Origin of the sequence: Formosa sp. Hel3_A1_48 (assembly GCF_001735715.1) — a bacterium.
GTDB lineage: Bacteria > Bacteroidota > Bacteroidia > Flavobacteriales > Flavobacteriaceae > UBA3537.
On record NZ_CP017259.1, the window covers coordinates 1256080 to 1275054 of the forward strand.

Annotated in this window: 18 protein-coding genes; 17 read left to right on the plus strand and 1 reads right to left on the minus strand. The window is 34.8% G+C overall.

Going from position 1 to position 18975, the window contains the following annotated elements; all coding sequences use genetic code 11:
* Positions 1-975: a DUF4837 family protein gene (locus FORMA_RS05775; protein ID WP_069674763.1), complete on the plus strand. Its 975-nt coding sequence runs from the start codon at positions 1-3 to the stop codon at positions 973-975.
* Positions 976-1004: 29 nt separating this feature from the next.
* Here the strand turns inward: FORMA_RS05775 and tatA are convergent, their stop codons facing one another.
* Complete coding sequence (tatA, locus tag FORMA_RS05780) at positions 1005-1193, minus strand: twin-arginine translocase TatA/TatE family subunit (RefSeq protein WP_069674764.1); 189 nt, start codon at positions 1191-1193, stop codon at positions 1005-1007.
* A gap of 118 nt (positions 1194-1311) precedes the next feature.
* On the opposite strand from tatA, the gene FORMA_RS05785 reads away from it, so the two are divergent.
* The 16 genes from FORMA_RS05785 to FORMA_RS05860 all read left to right on the plus strand — a co-directional run bounded on the left by FORMA_RS05785 (position 1312) and on the right by FORMA_RS05860 (position 18648).
* On the plus strand, positions 1312-2196 hold the full coding sequence (locus FORMA_RS05785) for a M23 family metallopeptidase (RefSeq protein WP_069674765.1): 885 nt from the start codon (positions 1312-1314) through the stop codon (positions 2194-2196).
* A gap of 3 nt (positions 2197-2199) precedes the next feature.
* Entirely contained in the window at positions 2200-3702 is a 1503-nt protein-coding gene (locus tag FORMA_RS05790; RefSeq protein WP_069674766.1) for a GH3 auxin-responsive promoter family protein, read from the plus strand.
* A gap of 17 nt (positions 3703-3719) precedes the next feature.
* Positions 3720-5411, plus strand: a complete 1692-nt coding sequence (locus tag FORMA_RS05795; protein ID WP_069674767.1) for a DUF6909 family protein — start codon at positions 3720-3722, stop codon at positions 5409-5411.
* 10 nt (positions 5412-5421) lie between these two features.
* Positions 5422-6492, plus strand: a complete 1071-nt coding sequence (locus tag FORMA_RS05800) for a hypothetical protein (RefSeq protein WP_069674768.1) — start codon at positions 5422-5424, stop codon at positions 6490-6492.
* Positions 6493-6520: 28 nt separating this feature from the next.
* A complete protein-coding gene (gene rfbC / locus FORMA_RS05805) occupies positions 6521-7066 on the plus strand; it encodes a dTDP-4-dehydrorhamnose 3,5-epimerase (RefSeq protein WP_069674769.1) in 546 nt (181 codons plus the stop codon).
* Complete coding sequence (rfbD, locus tag FORMA_RS05810; RefSeq protein ID WP_069674770.1) at positions 7063-7923, plus strand: dTDP-4-dehydrorhamnose reductase; 861 nt, start codon at positions 7063-7065, stop codon at positions 7921-7923. Before rfbC ends, rfbD begins: the two co-directional genes overlap by 4 nt.
* A complete protein-coding gene (gene pseB, locus FORMA_RS05815) occupies positions 7910-8923 on the plus strand; it encodes a UDP-N-acetylglucosamine 4,6-dehydratase (inverting) (protein ID WP_069674771.1) in 1014 nt (337 codons plus the stop codon). The genes rfbD and pseB overlap by 14 nt, the downstream gene beginning before the upstream one ends.
* Positions 8923-10071 (plus strand): UDP-4-amino-4,6-dideoxy-N-acetyl-beta-L-altrosamine transaminase, encoded by a 1149-nt coding sequence (gene pseC, locus FORMA_RS05820; protein ID WP_197500749.1) that lies wholly within the window; start codon positions 8923-8925, stop codon positions 10069-10071. Before pseB ends, pseC begins: the two co-directional genes overlap by 1 nt.
* Entirely contained in the window at positions 10061-10936 is an 876-nt protein-coding gene (locus FORMA_RS05825; protein WP_069674772.1) for an aldo/keto reductase, read from the plus strand. Before pseC ends, FORMA_RS05825 begins: the two co-directional genes overlap by 11 nt.
* 92 nt (positions 10937-11028) lie before the next feature.
* Positions 11029-12003: a methionyl-tRNA formyltransferase gene (locus tag FORMA_RS05830; protein WP_069674773.1), complete on the plus strand. Its 975-nt coding sequence runs from the start codon at positions 11029-11031 to the stop codon at positions 12001-12003.
* The gene (locus tag FORMA_RS09330; protein ID WP_069674774.1) at positions 12004-12768 is read left to right on the plus strand and encodes a cytidylyltransferase domain-containing protein; all 765 of its coding nucleotides are present in this window, start codon (positions 12004-12006) and stop codon (positions 12766-12768) included.
* A 32-nt stretch (positions 12769-12800) separates the two neighbouring features.
* Positions 12801-14114 carry an aminotransferase class III-fold pyridoxal phosphate-dependent enzyme gene (locus FORMA_RS09335; RefSeq protein ID WP_069674775.1) on the plus strand — a complete coding sequence of 438 codons (1314 nt, stop codon included), beginning with the start codon at positions 12801-12803 and terminating at the stop codon, positions 14112-14114.
* Positions 14114-15583: a UDP-2,4-diacetamido-2,4,6-trideoxy-beta-L-altropyranose hydrolase gene (pseG, locus tag FORMA_RS05845; protein WP_069674776.1), complete on the plus strand. Its 1470-nt coding sequence runs from the start codon at positions 14114-14116 to the stop codon at positions 15581-15583. Before FORMA_RS09335 ends, pseG begins: the two co-directional genes overlap by 1 nt.
* The gene (pseI, locus tag FORMA_RS05850; protein ID WP_069674777.1) at positions 15570-16589 is read left to right on the plus strand and encodes a pseudaminic acid synthase; all 1020 of its coding nucleotides are present in this window, start codon (positions 15570-15572) and stop codon (positions 16587-16589) included. Before pseG ends, pseI begins: the two co-directional genes overlap by 14 nt.
* A gap of 23 nt (positions 16590-16612) precedes the next feature.
* Entirely contained in the window at positions 16613-17917 is a 1305-nt protein-coding gene (locus FORMA_RS05855; protein WP_069674778.1) for a hypothetical protein, read from the plus strand.
* Positions 17914-18648 (plus strand): acyltransferase, encoded by a 735-nt coding sequence (locus FORMA_RS05860; protein ID WP_069674779.1) that lies wholly within the window; start codon positions 17914-17916, stop codon positions 18646-18648. Before FORMA_RS05855 ends, FORMA_RS05860 begins: the two co-directional genes overlap by 4 nt.
* Positions 18649-18975 lie beyond the last annotated feature (327 nt).

Genomic DNA, 18975 nt, shown 5'->3' on the forward strand with positions numbered 1-18975 from the left:
ATGCGACTATTTATAAACATATTTGTTGTATCACTTATCCTTTTTTCATGTAAAGAGCGGGCAGAAAAAAGAGTGTATAAACCGGATTCATCTGGAAACATCAATAGTCTTTTAGTGGTTGTTGATGATGATTTGTGGGCCACAAGCGTCGGCGATGCAATTAGAAGCCGTATCGGTGCCGAAGTATATGGTTTGCCACAAATCGAACCCCAGTTTGATTTACGCCAAGTCCCTCCACCTGTTTTTTCAGACTTTGTCCGCATGAATAGAATTGTTCTTAAGGTACAACGATCAGAAGAAAGCACAGTGAAGTTTTACACCGACCCCTACGCAACTCCACAAAAAATGATCTTGGTCAGTGGTCCATCTCCTCAGACTATGGTTGATCTCATTGAAAAAAACGGGTTTAGAATTCTGAATGAATTTAAAAAGGTTGAACTTAAAGAACGACAGCGAAGAACAAAAAAATCACTATTTAACACGGACGCAATAGAGTCATCTTTAGGGGTAAGTATAGCCCTTTCCTCAGTGTATAGAATAGCAAAAAATGAAGAAAACTTCTTTTGGGTCAGAAGAGATACAAAAACGGGAATTATTAGCTTATTAATTTATAGCCTCCCGTTGCAAGACTTTACTTCAAAGGAGGCATTTTCTCAACGCGTTATACAAATAAGAGATTCGGTTGCAAAACAGCATATTCCAGGACCAATAGAAGGTAATTATATGACTACCGAAATGGCGTATACCCCTTTCTCTGTCTTAACAGAAACAGAAAACACAAAGGTATTGGAAACAAGAAGCTTGTGGAAGGTGGAGGGGGCATTTATGTCTGGCCCCTTCATCAATTATTCGTTTTTAGACAAAAAGAACAATAGAATGCTTGTCGCTGAGGGCTTCGTTTACGCACCGTCAGAGCCCAAAAGAGATTATATTTTTGAATTAGAATCCATTATAAAGTCAATTAAGATTCAATAAAAAACCCCAGAAAAGTTCTGGGATTTTATTTATTTTTTCTCTTCGTCTTTTTTCTCGGCGTCCTCTTCTTGGCTTGCTTTTTTAAATTCTTTTATTCCGCCGCCTAATCCTTTCATAAGCTCAGGGATTTTTTTTCCTCCAAACAATAAAAGAACAACAACGACAACAAGTACGATTTGCATTGGGCCAAAAGCCAGAGGTAGTATAAACAGGTCCATAATTATTGTATTTATAAAGACAAAGTTAAGAATTATCCATTAATTAAATTACTTAAATAAAAATATTAGTAAAAGAGTTCTGTAGTATACCTATAATTTTTATTTAATTTTGTTGTTGATGAAATATTCAAAGACAACTAAAAAATCGCGGCAGAAGAAACTTACTAAAAAGTTGTTGCATAAATACAGATTGGTCGTTCTCAATGAAGACACATTCGAGGAGCGCTTTGCCATGAAGCTTACACGCTTGAATGTCTTTATTTACGGATCGTTGTTTGCGCTACTTCTTATCGGTTTCACAACCGTTTTTATTGCTTTTACCCCTATTCGTGAGTATATTCCAGGCTACACTTCCCCAACACTACAAAAACAAGCGATTGCACTGGAGCAAAAAACAGATTCTTTGATGCGCATCACCAAAATGAATGAACGTTTTATGGCTTCAATAAAAGATGTTTTAAGCGGCCAGACATCTTCAGAGACAATTAATAAAGACTCTATTTATGCTGAAGTGGCTTCTGAGGTTGACCCTCAAAACCTAAACCCTTCACAGGCGGATTCAATTCTAAGAAACAAGGTAGAGAATGAAGACAAATACAATCTTTTTGAATCGGCAAAATCACTTAAAAACTTTGTTTTTTTTCCGCCGGTAAAAGGAACAGTAAGTTCAGAATTTAATTTTGATGAACAGCACTATGCCGTCGATATAGCAGTTCCAAAAAACACACCGGTTAAGGCAGCAGCAGACGGTAGGGTAATCTTTGCCTCTTGGACATCAGACTCAGGGTTTGTACTTATAATCGACCATGGCAACCAATTAATTACTGTATATAAACACAATGCTTCGCTAACAAAAGCCCAAGGAGAATTGGTTAAAGCAAGGGAAGTGATCGCAATTTCTGGTTCATCAGGAGAGTTAAGCACAGGACCCCACTTACATTTCGAGTTGTGGAGCGACGGGAACCCAATTGATCCTCTTTCATTTATAGATTTTCAGCTTTAAAATATGACATCAATAAAATCATTTTTTGCAAAGATATTTGCTGCGCAGGTAACCAAAAAAATTAATACTTGGGCAAGTGATCCTATTGCCACTCAACAAAAAGTCTTCGAACAGCTAGTTCGCACAGCGAAGCACACGACTTTTGGGAAAGACCATAATTTCAGTGCGCTAAAAAACCACGATGATTTTGTAAAAAACGTTCCTGTACGGGATTATGAAAAACTAAAACATTATGTTGATCAAGTTGTTGCTGGAGCCCCAGACATTTTATGGCCAGGCAAGCCACTTTATTTTGCCAAAACCTCAGGGACCACCTCTGGCGCAAAATATATTCCTATCACTGCCCCTTCAATAAAAGCGCAAGTAGAAGCTTCGCGGAATGCTGTTTTAATGTATATTAACGAAACGGGTAATTCGGACTTTGTTGATGGCAAATGGATTTTTCTCCAAGGAAGTCCGGTTTTGGACGAAAAGAATGGTATAAAACTCGGTCGCCTTTCAGGAATTTCCGCACATTATGTTCCGTCCTATTTACTTAAAAACAGAATGCCAAGTTGGGATACAAATTGCATTGAGGATTGGGAAACTAAAGTCGATGCAATTGTTGAAGAGACTTTAGAGGAAAACATGACCGCCATTGCTGGAATTCCCTCTTGGGTACAGATGTATTTTGAAAAATTAGTTGAAAAGAAACAGGAAAAAGTTGGCTCCATTTTTAAGAACTTTAACCTTTTTATTTTTGGCGGCGTCAATTTTGAACCCTACAGATCAAAATTTGAAAACTTGATTGGAAGAGAGGTAGATAGCGTTGAGCTTTATCCAGCAAGTGAAGGTTTTTTTGCATTTCAAGACCGACAGAACCAAAAAGGCTTGTTATTGCAATTAGATTCTGGTATTTTTTATGAATTTATTGAAGCAGATCATTTCTTTGAAGAGGCTCCGAAACGCATAACGCTGAAAGACGTTCAGTTAGGGGTTAACTATGTTATTATCATTTCAACCAACGCTGGTCTTTGGGCCTATAACATTGGCGACACAGTTCAGTTTACATCCCTATCGCCGTATAGAATTATTGTTAGCGGTCGAATTAAACATTTTATTTCTGCTTTTGGCGAACACGTGATTGCAAAAGAAGTTGATCAAGCCCTAACAACCGCTGTAAAAACATCCAATGCAAGGGTCACTGAGTATACTGTTGCCCCACAAATTACACCAGTAGACGGCCTGCCGTATCACGAATGGTTTATTGAGTTTGAAAAAGAGCCCGAAGACTTGGATGTATTCATTCAAACAATAGATTCCGCTCTTCAAGAGCAGAACGCTTATTACAAAGACCTTATTACAGGGAAAGTATTACAGCAGCTGCATATAAAAAAGGTTAAAAAAGGGGGCTTTAAAAGTTATATGAAAGCCATTGGTAAATTAGGAGGGCAGAACAAAATACCTCGCCTATCTAACGACCGCAAAATAGCCGAAAGTCTCTTGAATGCCGATCTCATCAATTAATGTATATTTGCATGTAAATGATTACAAACCCCACAAATAGCCTAAACCGAACACGTGCTCAAGAAAGTTCTCACGCCATTCAGCGCATGTACATTACCATGCGCCATTTGTTCAGCCGAGGATTTTACAAACCGATGGGTGTTTCTGGTTCTACCTTGCGCCAAGCGCTTTTATCTTTAAGACCTGAAATTTACGGCACTATAGCTGAAGAAAAAATAGAACTGCAGGGCTTGCTGTATGTCGTCGATCGCCTTCCAATAGGGATCGAGCAATGTATGCATATAAACCTTACTAGCGCTGAAGGGTTCGGCGGATCTCATTTTGAAGTCATTGTGCCTGCAAAACGCAGAAGAAACTGTTACCGGATTGATTTTGAGCAAATGAACATTGAAATAACTCGGGGGCGCTCAGAAATTTATGATATTTTAACGCATCTTACATTTCTATATATTGAGTCGCACAAGATTGCTCACCAAGTTCTAATAGGCGAAAAAGGAAAGACAACTAGAGATTGGCAGAAACTTGAAGCTGCAATCACAGCTGAAAAAAAATTAACTAAAAAAGCACGCGAAATAGCGGTGTCTCATACAGCAAATATTTTAGGCCGAACGTTTGAAGAGATTTTGGCAGTATATGATGCTTTTGCAACAGACAAACAACCCGATCATTTTTTACATCTTATATATTGGCTTGGGAAGCGTGCCATTAGTGAAATTACTGATCAAGACAAACGCATCATCACTTTTAGTCCAGTTTTAAGAGAACGTTTAGGGCATCATATTCATGGGGAGCAATGGGCCAATACTATAAAAAATATTCTGGTAAAACAGCAGCTCATCACACGCCCAATACATATTATTTCGGCTAACTTACATAGTGTAATGAATGCACTGTACGCGCCAAAAGCACTTCAGAAGCTAGCTAAAAGCACTGATATTTTTACTATTTATGAGCAATTAAGCGCGAGTGAAAACTCCGCTATGCGCAATAAAATCAAGCAGTTAGCGTTGAAAGAAGGAATGATATATCTAGAAGACAAATCGGGAACAAACATAGATGTTCAGCTTATTGACACAGCAAAGGTTGACTTTACACAGAACACCAATCTTTCTGGCGTTGCATCAGCGAACAATGCCCCTGTCCTTATTGTCATGGATTACGCCTTTGGGGAACAGGCTTATGAAACAATTGACGAACTGTTAAAACCCTACAAGACAAAGGCAAAAAACTATTTTTTAAACGTAGACTCTATATCTGTGATGGGGAAAGCCGGCATTTTAGATGGTGGCAAAGGAGATATTATGATTCCGTCAGCGCACATATTTGAAGGCACAGCAGATAATTATCCTTTTAAAAATGAATTGAAAAAAGAAGATTTTGACGGCCAGAATGTTGATGTTTACGAAGGCGCAATGGTAACTGTTTTAGGCACCTCCCTACAAAACAAGGATCTTTTAAGATTTTTCCATGAATCCACTTGGGACGTCATTGGCTTAGAAATGGAAGGTGTTCATTATCAGAAGGCGATACAATCTGCCTCAAAAATAAGAAAGAGTATTTCATCAGAAGTGAAGGTACGCTATGCTTATTACGCCAGCGATAACCCTCTTGAAACGGGCAGCACTTTAGCTTCGGGTGGTTTAGGCCTTTCAGGGGTGCGCCCAACATACGTTATTACACATCAGATCTTAAAACAAATTTTAAATTAATACATCAAATATGAGTACCACAAGCAACCCCCAACCCTCAGAAGAAGTCGATTTAGGCCAACTTTTCAAAATGATTGGAAATGGATTCCGCCGTCTTTTTCAGTTTATTGGCTCTATTTTTAAGCAGCTTTTTTTAGCTTTTGTTTGGTTTGTGTTTTTCTTAAAAAAACGCACCATCATACTTTTAATTGCAGCAGCTGTTGGTTTAGCGTTAGGATTGGTTTTAAACAAGACCTCACCCCCAATTTATAAGTCCTCGATTTCGGTAAAACAAAATTATCCTACAGGCGAAAATTTGTACGGCTCCATTGAATATTACAATGGACTTTTGAAAGACAGAGACTACGAAGTTCTTGGTCGTGTTTTAGGAATTGGAGAGGACGTTTCTAATGAAATTGTTGGATTTAGCATAGAGCCCATCATTACAGACAATGACAGAGTTGTTATGTTTGATCAGTACATCACAGAATTAGACTCATTAGCGGCATCAAAAGTTGAATACGAGGCTTTTATTGATAACATTGAAGATTACAAGCACAGGAACCAGCAAATTAGCATCAAGTCTACGACCAGAGCAAACTTCAAGGCTGTATTTACAAATATCGTTGATAATATTAATTCCAATTCTTTTTTCAAAAATGAACAGGCAAAAGATATTTTTGAGCTCGAGGAGAGCAAAGCTGCAATTGAACAGGCCTTAGTCCAATCGGACTCCTTACAGCGCACGTACAAGCGCGTTTTGGAACAGCAGACGGATGCTAAATCGGGCGCAGAAATTGGAATTACATTCGAGGGGGATAACGACATAGATAAAACCCGTGAATATGACTTGTATCTCAATGATATTAGACTAAGGAAAGAGCTGGTTGACATTAACCGCAGATTGAACGATATCGAAAATATAGTTGATGCGATCTCTAGCAAACAAGAAAGTGGTTTTGTGGATAACACAAAAGAACTGTTAGGGATGAAGTTGAGCTCTAGAACTTATTATCCATACTTGTTTTTTCTTCTCGCTTTTGTAGCACTATTAGGCATGGAGTTTTTTAAGTTTATTGATAAATACAAGCCAGAACAATAGAGTTTGCAGCAAGTTAATACTCTCTTTTATGAAATTACACCCTACTCCTTTAAACGGTTGTGTTGTTCTAACCCCCACTATTTTTCCAGACCACAGAGGATATTTTTATGAGTCTTATAAAAGAGGCATTTTTGACGAAGTTTTGGGGTATGACGTCAATTTTGTTCAAGACAATGAATCCTTCTCAACAAAGGGAACGCTTCGAGGAATACATTTTCAAAAAGGGAATTATGCTCAAGCTAAATTAACCCGAGTTGTGCAAGGCACTGTTTTGGATGTTGCAGTAGATCTTCGTGAGAACTCACCAACTTTTGGTGCACACTTTTCTGTAGAACTGTCGTCTGAAAATAAAAAGCAATTGTTCATCCCAAGAGGTTTTGCACATGGATTTGTAGTGCTTAGCGATACCGCTATTTTTTCCTATAAATGTGATAATTACTATCATAAGGATTCAGAAAGCGGAATCATTTATAACGACCCAACACTTAACATTGACTGGAAATTACCTAATGATCAATTACAACTGTCTAAAAAAGATTTAGAACTCCCTGGATTTAAACCATTGGAGTTATGATTAAAGCTTTGGTAACAGGTGGTAATGGGCAGCTCGCTCAATCTTTAAAGGATGTTGTAAATCACCAGGATGAATTAGATGTTGATTTTCAGGATCTTCCGGATTTAGATATTACCAACAAGCAGCAACTAGAGTCATACTTTTCAAATAATGAATTAGATTATTGTATTAATTGTGCGGCGTACACCGCAGTAGATTTAGCCGAAGAACAAAGCGATTTGGCCTATGCAGTCAATGCAGAGGGCCCTAAATATTTAGCGGAGGTTTGTCAGAAACACCAAGTTACACTGATTCATATCTCCACAGATTTTGTTTTTGACGGTCAAAAGCGAATACCCTATTTAGAAACGGATGCACCCAATCCACTTAGTGTTTATGGCGCCAGCAAACTGCAAGGTGAACGCAGCATACAGGAGACCACGGAAGCCTATTTTATTGTACGTACTTCATGGCTGTACTCGGAATATGGGAATAATTTTATAAAAACCATGTTAAGGTTATCGGAAACACGAGACGAAATTAGCGTAGTGTCCGATCAAATAGGTTCGCCCACATATGCAGGAGATTTGGCTGAGGTTTTGATAAAAATTGTTTTATCTTCGTCTATAAGTTATGGCATATACCATTACAGTAATGGCGGTATAGTTTCGTGGTATGATTTTGCGTCAGAAATTTTTAAACAGTTTGGCAAGAAAATTGAGGTTAAGCCCATCAAAACAAAAGATTATCCAACCGCAGCCAAGCGGCCAAAATATAGTGTATTGGATACTACAAAAATTAAAAACAACTTTGATTGCACAATAAAAGATTGGCAGGGAAGTTTAAACAAAGTAATATATATAAATGAACCTAACTAACAAATCTATCCTAATAACAGGCGGCACAGGCTCTTTAGGGAAAGCCTTAACCGAAAGGATTTTTAACACTTATCCTAATGTTAAAAGATTAGTCATTTTTTCAAGAGATGAGCAAAAACAATTTTTAATGGCTCAAGAATACCCTGTAGACAAATTTCCAGCGATTCGTTTTTTTATTGGTGATGTTAGAGATCGAGAACGCCTGATTAGAGCTATGGATGGAATTGACTATGTAATCCATGCTGCAGCGATGAAGCATGTTCATTTGGCCGAATACAATCCATCAGAGTGTGTAAAAACAAATGTCAATGGTGCGGAAAATGTGATTCATGCATGTTTAGAAACTAATGTAAAAAGAGTTGTAGCGCTTTCTACAGATAAAGCATGTGCGCCTATTAATCTTTATGGGGCTACTAAATTAACTTCTGACAAACTATTTGTTGCTGCTAATGGTATAAAAGGAAACAGAGATATTCGTTTTTCAGTTGTCCGATATGGGAATGTAATGGGATCCAATGGATCTGTGATTCCATTTTTTATAAAAAAGAGAGCGGAAGGGTTTTTGCCCATTACAGATTTGAATATGACGCGTTTTAACATCTCACTTTCTGGTGGTGTAGACATGGTGTTACACGCCCTTAAACATGCTTGGGGCGGTGAAATATTTGTACCTAAGATACCGTCCTATAAAATTACAGATGTAGCTAAAGCTATAGCCCCCAATATTGAGCAACGTGAGGTTGGAATTCGACCAGGAGAAAAACTTCATGAAGCCATGATTACGTCTTCAGATTCTTACAACACCTACGATCTGGGGAAATATTACACTATTTTACCAACGGTTTTGAACTGGGATTTAGATGAATTTATAAAAGTCTTTGATGCAAAAAAAGTTCCCGAAGGATTTCGTTACAATTCTGGAGAAAATGATGAATGGGAAACTGTCGAAAGTCTGAGAGCATTAATAAAAGAACATGTAGACTCAAATTTTACATTGTAATGAACTCAATCCCTTATGGAAGGCAACATATAGACCAAGATGATATTGATGCTGTTGTGTCGACCTTACAGAGTGATTTTCTAACTCAAGGGCCAGTGGTCAAACAATTCGAAGACCAATTTTCAGCGTATATTGGCGCAAAATATGCAGTTGCTGTGAGCAATGCCACCGCAGGACTTCATTTGGCCAATCTGGCGTTAGGCTTAAAAAAGGGTGACCGCATTATAACCACACCCATTACATTTGCCGCAACAGCAAACTGCGCGCGCTATTGCGGAGCAGAAGTATGGTTTGCCGATATTGACTCAGACACCTATTTACTTTCATTAGAAAGTACCAGAAATTTGATCGAAAGTAAACCAAAAGGATTTTTTAAAGGGATTATTCCAGTGGATTTTGCGGGTTTGCCCGTAAATATGGAAGCTTTTAGGGCTTTAGCGGATGAATATAATCTATGGCTTATTGAAGATGCTTGTCATGCGCCAGGAGGACATTTCACAGATTCAAAAGGTACTAAGCAAATGTGTGGTAATAGCAATTATGCAGATATTGGTATTTTTTCTTTTCATCCAGTAAAACATATAGCGTGTGGTGAGGGAGGCATGATAACCACAAACTCTGAAGCGCTTTACAAAAAACTATCTATGCTTAGAACCCATGGTATAACCAAAGAAAACATGGTCGAAAATCATGGAGGGTGGTTTTACGAAATGCAAGAATTGGGTTTTAATTATAGGTTAACCGACATACAATCGGCTCTAGGCATTAAGCAACTTGCAAAAAACAAAGCAAGTGTAGTTAGGAGAAACGAAATAGCAAATAATTACAAGCAAGCATTTAATGGAAAAGTAAAATTCCAAAACTTACCAGATGGAAATTTAAACGCACACCATTTATTTGTTATTGAAGTTGAAGACCGAAAAGGCTTATATGATTATTTAAGAACACACAGTATTTTTGCTCAAATACACTATATACCTTTACATACACTACCATATTATAAAGAAATAGGTTACGGAAGTGCAGATTTAAGCCATTCTGAAAACTACTATTCTAAATGTATCAGTTTACCAATGTACCCAACATTGACAGATGATGAACAAGCATTTGTTATTGAAAAAGTTTTAGAGTTTGTTAATGGTAAATAAGTTAATATTAGGGACGGTTCAATTAGGGTTAGATTATGGTATCAATAATCAATTAGGAAAGCCAACTTTAGAAAAGGCATTTGATATATTGCATACTGCTTATGATAATGGCGTTAGAATATTAGACACAGCAGAAGCCTACGGTAATTCGGTAGAGGTTATAGGGAAATTTCAGAAACGACATCCCAATAAAAAATTTAATATTATAAGTAAATTGGCAGCAAACACCAATTTGTCTTCTAAAGACCTCTTTAGTCATGTTTCAGAAGGCTGTAAGATTTTAAATACAGACCAGCTTTATGGATACATGTTTCATAATTACATGAGTTTTAAACAAAACACAAATTTTTACGAGGAACTATTAAACCTTAAATCTAAGGGATTGACATTACATATTGGTATTTCATTGTACACTAATGAAGAGATTTTAGATGTAGCTGAAAATTTCAGTGATTTTGATTTTATTCAAATACCTTTTAACTTACTTGACAATGACTTAAAAAGAAAAAAAGCTATTTTGAAAGCAAAAGAGAGCAATATTGCAATACACACAAGATCAACTTTTTTGCAAGGTTTATTTTTTATTGACCCAAATACATTGACAGATACTTTATTACCATTAAAGCCATATCTACAAGAGATCGAAAAAATAAAATTAGATTATAATTTAACAACCGAATCTCTTGCGCTTCAATACGTAATTCAGAAAGAGTATATCAATCACGTTTTAGTAGGCGTAGAAACGAGTCAACAATTAATTGATAACATTAAGTTGTGTGGAGCTGAATCAACAATACCCCATTCTAAAGTTGATAAACTTAATGTCTTAAAAAGCCACTTGTTGAACCCATCCAATTGGAACTAAATCTTAAACCCCAAACATTAAGAAATTAATTATTGAATAACTCTTGCTGTTTATAAAAAAACGCTTTAATTTAAAATCAAAATAAAATTGTCATGAAAAATATTGTGCTATTAGGTCATGGGGTTGGTGTTAAATTTGTTGTGAATTCTTTATTAAAAAACAGTAAAACATACAAAGTTGTAGCTCTTTTTACGCATCCATTTAACGATCATAAAAGAGATTTAGAACTCATTGAAAACAGAAAAGATATTTATGATGAATATGCCTACAATGTTTTCAATTTAAAAAAGGATTACGATATTGATGTGCATGAATCTGAAAACATCAATGATTCTAAAACGGTTTCAAAAATTAAACATTATAATCCTGATTATATCATTAGCATAGGGTGTAGAAACATCTTAAAGGGTGCTTTTTTAAATGAGTTTCCTCAAAAAGTACTGAACATCCATACAACACCTTTGCCAACATATAGAGGAGCAGCAAGCGATTCTTGGATGATTTTAAACAACGAATTAGGAAAAGAAAAGTATGGCTGCATGCACTTTATTGACTCTGGAATCGATACAGGAGATATCATCGCAAAATCGTATTATACTATACCCAAAAAATCATACCCAATTGATGTGTTTAAAGCTAGAATGGACATCTTTCATGATATTATTTTAAAAGGTTTAACGAACCTAGAAAACCCTAATTTTGTTGCTGAAAAACAAGACACAAGTGTATCAACGACTTTTCCAAGGCTGTATACTCCTAAAGATGGAAAAATTAATTTTAAAGAATATACAGGAGAACAATTAATACATTTTATTTGGGCTTTTGGCTACCCTTTCGAAGGTGCCTTTTGTTTTTTAGAAGACCAAAAGATTAATATATTGGATGGCGAGTTTCATGATGATCTCGGCTTTCATCCGTTTTCACATGGTTTAATTTTTGGTAAAAACGAAAACAATGAATATAAAGTTAGTGTTAAAAACGGTTATATAGTTGTGAAGAAAATTGAAATAAATGGAGTGTTAACAAAACAGTCGAAAATATTTAGATTAGGGAAATTTTTGAAGTAAATGAAAGTAATAGCAGTAACACAGGCAAGATCAGGTTCTACGCGTTTGCCAAATAAGGTTTTATTAAAGATTGAAGATAAAACTTTGCTACAGATTCACATTGATAGAATAAAACAAGCAAAGCAAGTTGATGCCATTATTATAGCAACAACTATAGAAAAAGCAGATGATGTGATTGCAAGTCTTGCAAATAGTCTAGACGTTATGTATCACAGAGGAAGTGAAAACGATGTCCTTGACAGATTTTATCAAACCGTAAAGGATATTCAACCCGATTACATTGTGAGACTTACATCTGATTGTCCGTTAATTGACCCAATGCTTTTAGATGAGGTCATAGCCAAGGCAAAAGAAGAAGATTTAGATTATTATGCGAATGTTATAGAAGAGCAATATCCAGATGGACAAGATATAGAAGTGATTAAATTTTCTGCTTTAGAAAAAGCATGGAAGGAGGCATCTCTAAAGTCAGATAGGGAACACGTTACTCCATATATTAGAAATAACTCTACTTACAAAGGAGGTTCGCTATTCAAATCTAATAATCACGATTTAGATGATAATTACAATCATGTGCGTTTAACCGTTGATGAACCTAAAGACCTAGAAGTGATCAAGCATATTGTTAACGATTTAGGTTTAGACAAAGACTGGAGAACTTATGCAGAGTATTATTTAAACAACCCAAAAGTTAAAGCGCTTAACGATACGATTGTAAGGAATGAAGGGTATCAAAAATCTGTAGATGAAGACAAAAACAATTAGTAACTTTATGCTTAGAATTATTTTATAAACCCATGAATAACAGAACAGGACAAAACTTATATAAAAAGGCAAAAACATTAATTCCAGGCGGAACGATGTTGCTTTCTAAACGACCAGAAATGTTTCTACCAGACAATTGGCCGTCTTACTTTTCAAAAGCCAAAGGTTGTAAGGTCTGGGATCTTGATGGTAAGGAATATACCGATATGTGTATTATGGGTATTGGGACAAATACCTTAGGTTATGGAAATGATGAGGTAGATAATGCCGTCATTGAGACAGTAAAAAAAGGTAACATGAGTACATTTAATTGCCCAGAAGAAGTTGCACTTGCGGAAAAGTTGGTAGAGCTAAACCCTTGGGCTGATATGGTTAGGTTTGCACGAAGTGGAGGTGAAGCAAACTCAATTGCCATTAGAATTGCAAGAGCAGCTTCTGGCAAAGATAAAGTAGCCATTTGTGGTTATCATGGTTGGCATGATTGGTATCTTTCAGCAAATCATAATAAAGGGGACGATTTATCGAATCATTTACTTTCTGGGCTAAATCCAAATGGCGTACCCAAAAACTTAAAGAATACGGTATATCCATTTCATTATAATGATTTTGAAGAACTTCTTTCTATTGTAAATCAAAACGATATTGGTGTAATCAAAATGGAGGTTATGCGAAACTTTGGCCCTAGGGACAACTTCTTACAAAAGGTAAGAGATTTAGCAACACAACGTAATATTGTTCTAATTTTTGACGAATGTACTTCTGGGTTTAGAGAAACCTATGGCGGGATTTATAAAAAGTATGGTGTAGAACCAGATGTTGCTATGTATGGAAAAACTATTGGCAACGGATATGCATTAACTGCTGTGGTGGGTAAAAAATCTGTCATGGAAGCCGCACAAACTTCATTTATTAGTAGTACATTTTGGACAGAACGTATAGGGCCAACAGCAGCGTTGAAAACGCTTGAAGTAATGTACAAAATGAGTTCTTGGGATATTATCACTGATCAAGGAAAGAAAATACAAAACCAATGGAAATCTCTGGCAGAAACACACAATCTCTCTATTTCAGTTTCAGGAATGCCAGCACTTAGCACCTATAGTTTTAATAGTGAAAATGCTATGGAATACAAAACTTTTATAGCACAAGAAATGCTTAAAAAAGGGTTTTTAGCGAGTACAAACTTCTATGCTTGTACAGAGCATAAAGACGATCAAATAGTTGATTATTTTGATGCTTTAGATGGTGTTTATAAGATGATATCTGATTGTGAAAAAGGTCAGAAAAATATTCAAGACTTATTAGAAGGACCAGTTTGTCATTCTGGATTTAAGCGATTAAATTAATGACTAAAACGATTCTCTTTAGGGCAGATGGAAATGCTAAAACTGGACTAGGTCACTTATACAGATTATTTAGTCTTGTTGAAATGACTAAAGGCCAATATAATTTTGTGTTTTTAACCAAAGAAGAGTCAACGACTAAAGTCATTCCAAAAGAGTATAGGTTTGTAACAATTCCACAAAACATTACTATAGATCAAGAACCAGAATGGGTTAATTCTCAATTTCGAGCTAAATCACATAGCATGATTGTTGATGGATATCACTTTAATTCAAGTTACCAAAAGAAGTTAAAAGCAGCAGGCTATACATTTATTTATATAGATGATTTAGCAACCGAACACATGTATGCAGATATTGTAATCAACCATTCACCAGACCTAAATGAAACGCATTATAAAACGGAACCATATACACAATTAGCCTTAGGGACACAGTTTGCTCTACTTCGTCCAGCATTTTTAAAAGCAGCTCGTGAAAAAAGAAAAACTAATAGTATAGAGACTGCCTTTGTGTGCTTTGGTGGCTCAGACCCTAACGATCTTAGCTTTAAAGCGGTAAAAGCATTGCTACAGTTTAAAAAAATAAATATCGTTCTAGGGGAAGCATATAATCATAAAGACATTATTGAGCTAGCAAAACAGTATTCAGATAAAATCAAATTATATAAAAATCTTACAGAAACTGAACTCGTTAATGTTATGAAAGAATCGCACATTGGTATAGCACCAGCAAGCACTATACTTTATGAGTTGTGCTGTGTAAAAATGCCAATTCTAAGTGGGTTCTATGTTGAAAACCAGAAAAATATTTATAGAGAATTAGCTGATTTAAATGTGATTTATAGTGGTGGTGATTTTAGGAAAGCAACTACCGAGGATTTTCAGTCCATGATAACATCATTATTAAAAAGCCCTCTACATAATGCGTATTTAGAAAATCAATCAAAAATTTTTGACGGAAACAGTTCTCAAAGAATTTTAGGGCTTATAAATAGACTACATATCTCCTTCAGAAAAGCTAGCGAAAAAGACATGCTAACAGTTTTTAAATGGTCTAATGATAACTTAGTACGTCAAAATTCTTATAATTCTGATGAGATTGCTTTAAAAGATCATAAAAATTGGTTTACGAACAAGATTAAAGATGAGAAGTCACTTTTTTTAATTGTTTTGGTTAATAATCAGCCTTCTGGAATTGTTCGCTATGAGATTAATAATGAATATTCAGTTGTAGGCATTGTAGTGTCAAAAGATTATCGCGGACAGGGATTGGCTACTTATTTTTTAAAGGAAGCAGCAGCGTATTATTTTAAAAGATTTGACAAACCAATCCATGCTTATATTAAAAAAGAAAATTTAGCATCTATTAAATCTTTTGAAAAGGCAAGATTTAAACATTTTAAGGACGAAATAATAAAAGGAAACCTTAGTTTTGTATATAAATTGAAAAAATCGGATGCTGAAAGATAAATGTTTTATTATTGCTGAACTTTCCGCAAATCATGGAGGAAGTATAGAAATTGCTGAAGAAACCGTTAGAGCTGCCAAAAGAGCTGGCGCTGATGCTATCAAACTTCAAACGTATACTGCAGACACTATAACCCTAAATGTTAAAACAGATGATTTTAAAATAAGCCAAGGTACAGCATGGGACGGCCAATACTTATACGATTTGTATAAAAATGCATCACTTCCATGGGAATGGCACAAAAGACTTTATGATTTAGCGCAAGAAGAAGGGTTGGTTTGTTTTTCGTCACCCTTCGATAAAACAGCTGTTGATTTCTTAGAGGATTTAAATAATCCAATTTATAAGATAGCCTCGTTTGAAATTACGGATATTCCGCTAATTAGTTATATTGCTTCCAAGGGAAAGCCAATTATCATTTCAACAGGGATAGCCACTATTGAAGACATAGAACTAGCCATTGAAACTTGTGAAAAAGCTGGAAATTCAGATATTACAATTTTAAAATGTACGTCGGCTTATCCTGCAACTCCTGAAGATGCTAATTTATTAACCATACCAGATATTCAAAAAAGATTTAAGGTAAAATCAGGATTATCAGATCACACTATGGGAATTGAAGCTCCAATGATTGCTGTAGCATTAGGAGCAAAAGTTATTGAAAAGCACTTTATTTTAAATAAAAAAATAGGAGGTCCAGATGCTCATTTTTCCTTAGACGAAATGGAATTCCAAAAAATGGTAGATGCTGTTAGGTTAACAGAGAAACTAATGGGGAAAGTAGATTACACCATGACTACTAAAAAGAAGAAAAGTAGAGAGTTCTCACGATCTTTATTTATAACTAAAGATCTTAAAAAAGGAGATCAATTAACCCAAGAGAATATTCGTTCGGTACGCCCTAGTTTTGGATTACACCCAAAGCATTATGAAAATATACTGGGAAAAAGAGTTATTAAGAATGTTAAAAAAGGCACACCATTATCTTTTGAATTAATTAAACAGTAAATAAAAGTAGTCCCTTATAAGCAATGAAATTACTTTTTATTGAAAACAGATACAAAACTTATTTTTTTGACTTGTTAGCTGCCGAGTTAGAAAAGCTTGGGCATGAAATATATTGGATTGTTCAAAACCCTAAGTTTTTGCCAACTGTAGGAAACATACACATAATTAAATATCCTTCAAAATCTATAAAAGTAGATACAAAAACGAATCTTGATAGTATAATAAACTCAGATAGACAATTAAATTTTTTCAAAAAAAAAGACACTAATTATTTTCATTATTACTATCATGAAATTAAAAGCTTGGTAGAACAGATTGAACCAAATTTTGTTTTTGGAGAAAGCACGGCTTTTCATGAACTATTAGCCATAAAAATATCTAAAGAAAAGGACATTTTATATTTGCACCCATCTTCTTGTCGCTATCCTTCAGAGCGATTTTCATTTTATTTATACGATACAGTTCACCCTTATGTAGGTAGTGAAGAATTCTTATCTCAAAAAGAGGCGCTTACTATTATTGAAAACATTATTAATAGAGATTCGAAACCAGATTATATGAAAAAAGTGTCTTTTAAAAAAAGTAAGATTTTAAAAGACAAAATAAAAGTTTTAAAAGGCTATTTAACAGGCGAAAAGTACAATACGCCAAACCCAATTGTTAAATATAAAATAGAACAACAAAAGAAAAAAAATATAGCAGCTTGGGATGCTAAAGCACTATTCGAAATAGATAAAAAGCATTTTTCCATTGTCTACCCTTTGCATCTACAACCTGAAGCTAATATTGATGTTTGGGGAAGACCTCGAAGAGACCAATTGGATACAATTAAAAAAATAGCCAATAATTTATTAGGCAATCAAATTCTTTACATAAAGCCAAACCCAAAATCAAAATACGAATTATCTAAAGAGCTATTACATTCCATAGAAAACACTCATAATGCACAAATGCTCCACCATCAAGTATCTATGGATGATATTTTTAATGATGTTAATTTATTTATTACGGTTAATGGTACTATTGCCTTAGAATGTATTTTTGCTAACAAACCAATACTAACATTGGTTGAGGTGTTTTTTAATAAAGCAAAAAATTGCTTATTTATGAAGGAATTTAATTTACTGCAAGATTATATATTGAATATTCAAAACAATAATTTCCCTATCTTATCGGATATTGAGAAGGTAGATTTTTTAAATTTGTTAAGCACCACAAGTTATAAAGGCGTTATTTCAGATCCTTATTATAGTTCATATTCCGTTTCTAAAGACAATATAAGTGATGTAGTAAAAGCGTTCAATCAAATATTAAACAGTAAAGTTTGAAAAATTTCATTGGTTTTTTAGTATTTATTTCACCCTCATTCCTGGGTGTTTTGTTGTTAAGAGCATCTGGACACAAAGTGGGAAAAAAAGTAAAAATTGGTTTTTCATTCATTAAAGCCAAACAAATAACGCTTGGTGATAATGTAAAAATTGGACATTTAAATCTAATACTAAATAAGTCGATAACACTAAATAATGATGCATATATTGGATATCTAAATGTTTTAAAGGGACCATTTAACTTAGAGCTTGATAAAAAAGCTGCTATTGGTAATAAAAATTACATAACCAGAAGTAATTTAGGAATAACCTATGGAGAGAGCGATTTGATTTTGGGCGAATTAACAAAAATAACAACTGGTCATCACATCGATTTAACACAAAGTATAAGTTTTGGAAAATTTTCTATTTTGGCTGGAGTAAGATCTCAAATGTGGACACATGGCTATTACCATGCTAATACAGGAAAAGATAGGATCAGAATTGATGGTAAAATACAAATAGGTGACAACGTATACATAGGTTCAGGTTGTATTTTTAATCCTGGCGTAAAAGTTGGTAATGCCATTCACGTTGGCAGTGGCAGTGTTGTTTCTAAAGACTTAGAAAAACCAGGAATGTACGTTAGTCAAGGTCTGCGACATATTGAAAATAGCCTCGATAAAGTAAAGAGCAAGCTAAAAAAAGTAAAAGATCATGGTTTAGTTGAACTTATATATAAAAAAGAATAATGCAAGCAATACATCCAATAAAATTATTGTTGTGGTCTCTTTTGGTTTGGGTATTTTTTTACAGTCAGCTCCCAGTTACTTATTTATATAGTGGCGGTATTTGGTTTCCATTATTTACGCTTACTTTATTTGTTCTAGCTTTTTGCTTAGGGGTTATTTCTTTGAAAACTAGCTTAGTCAAACCTTTAAAAGTAACATCAAACAAAAAGACAAAACAGATTGCATATTTATTTTTTTTCATAGGTGTCATTGGAATTTTGTTAAAATTATATATAGGTTTTTTTAAAAGTGGTATTTATATAGCCAATGATATTTTTGAACAACGCT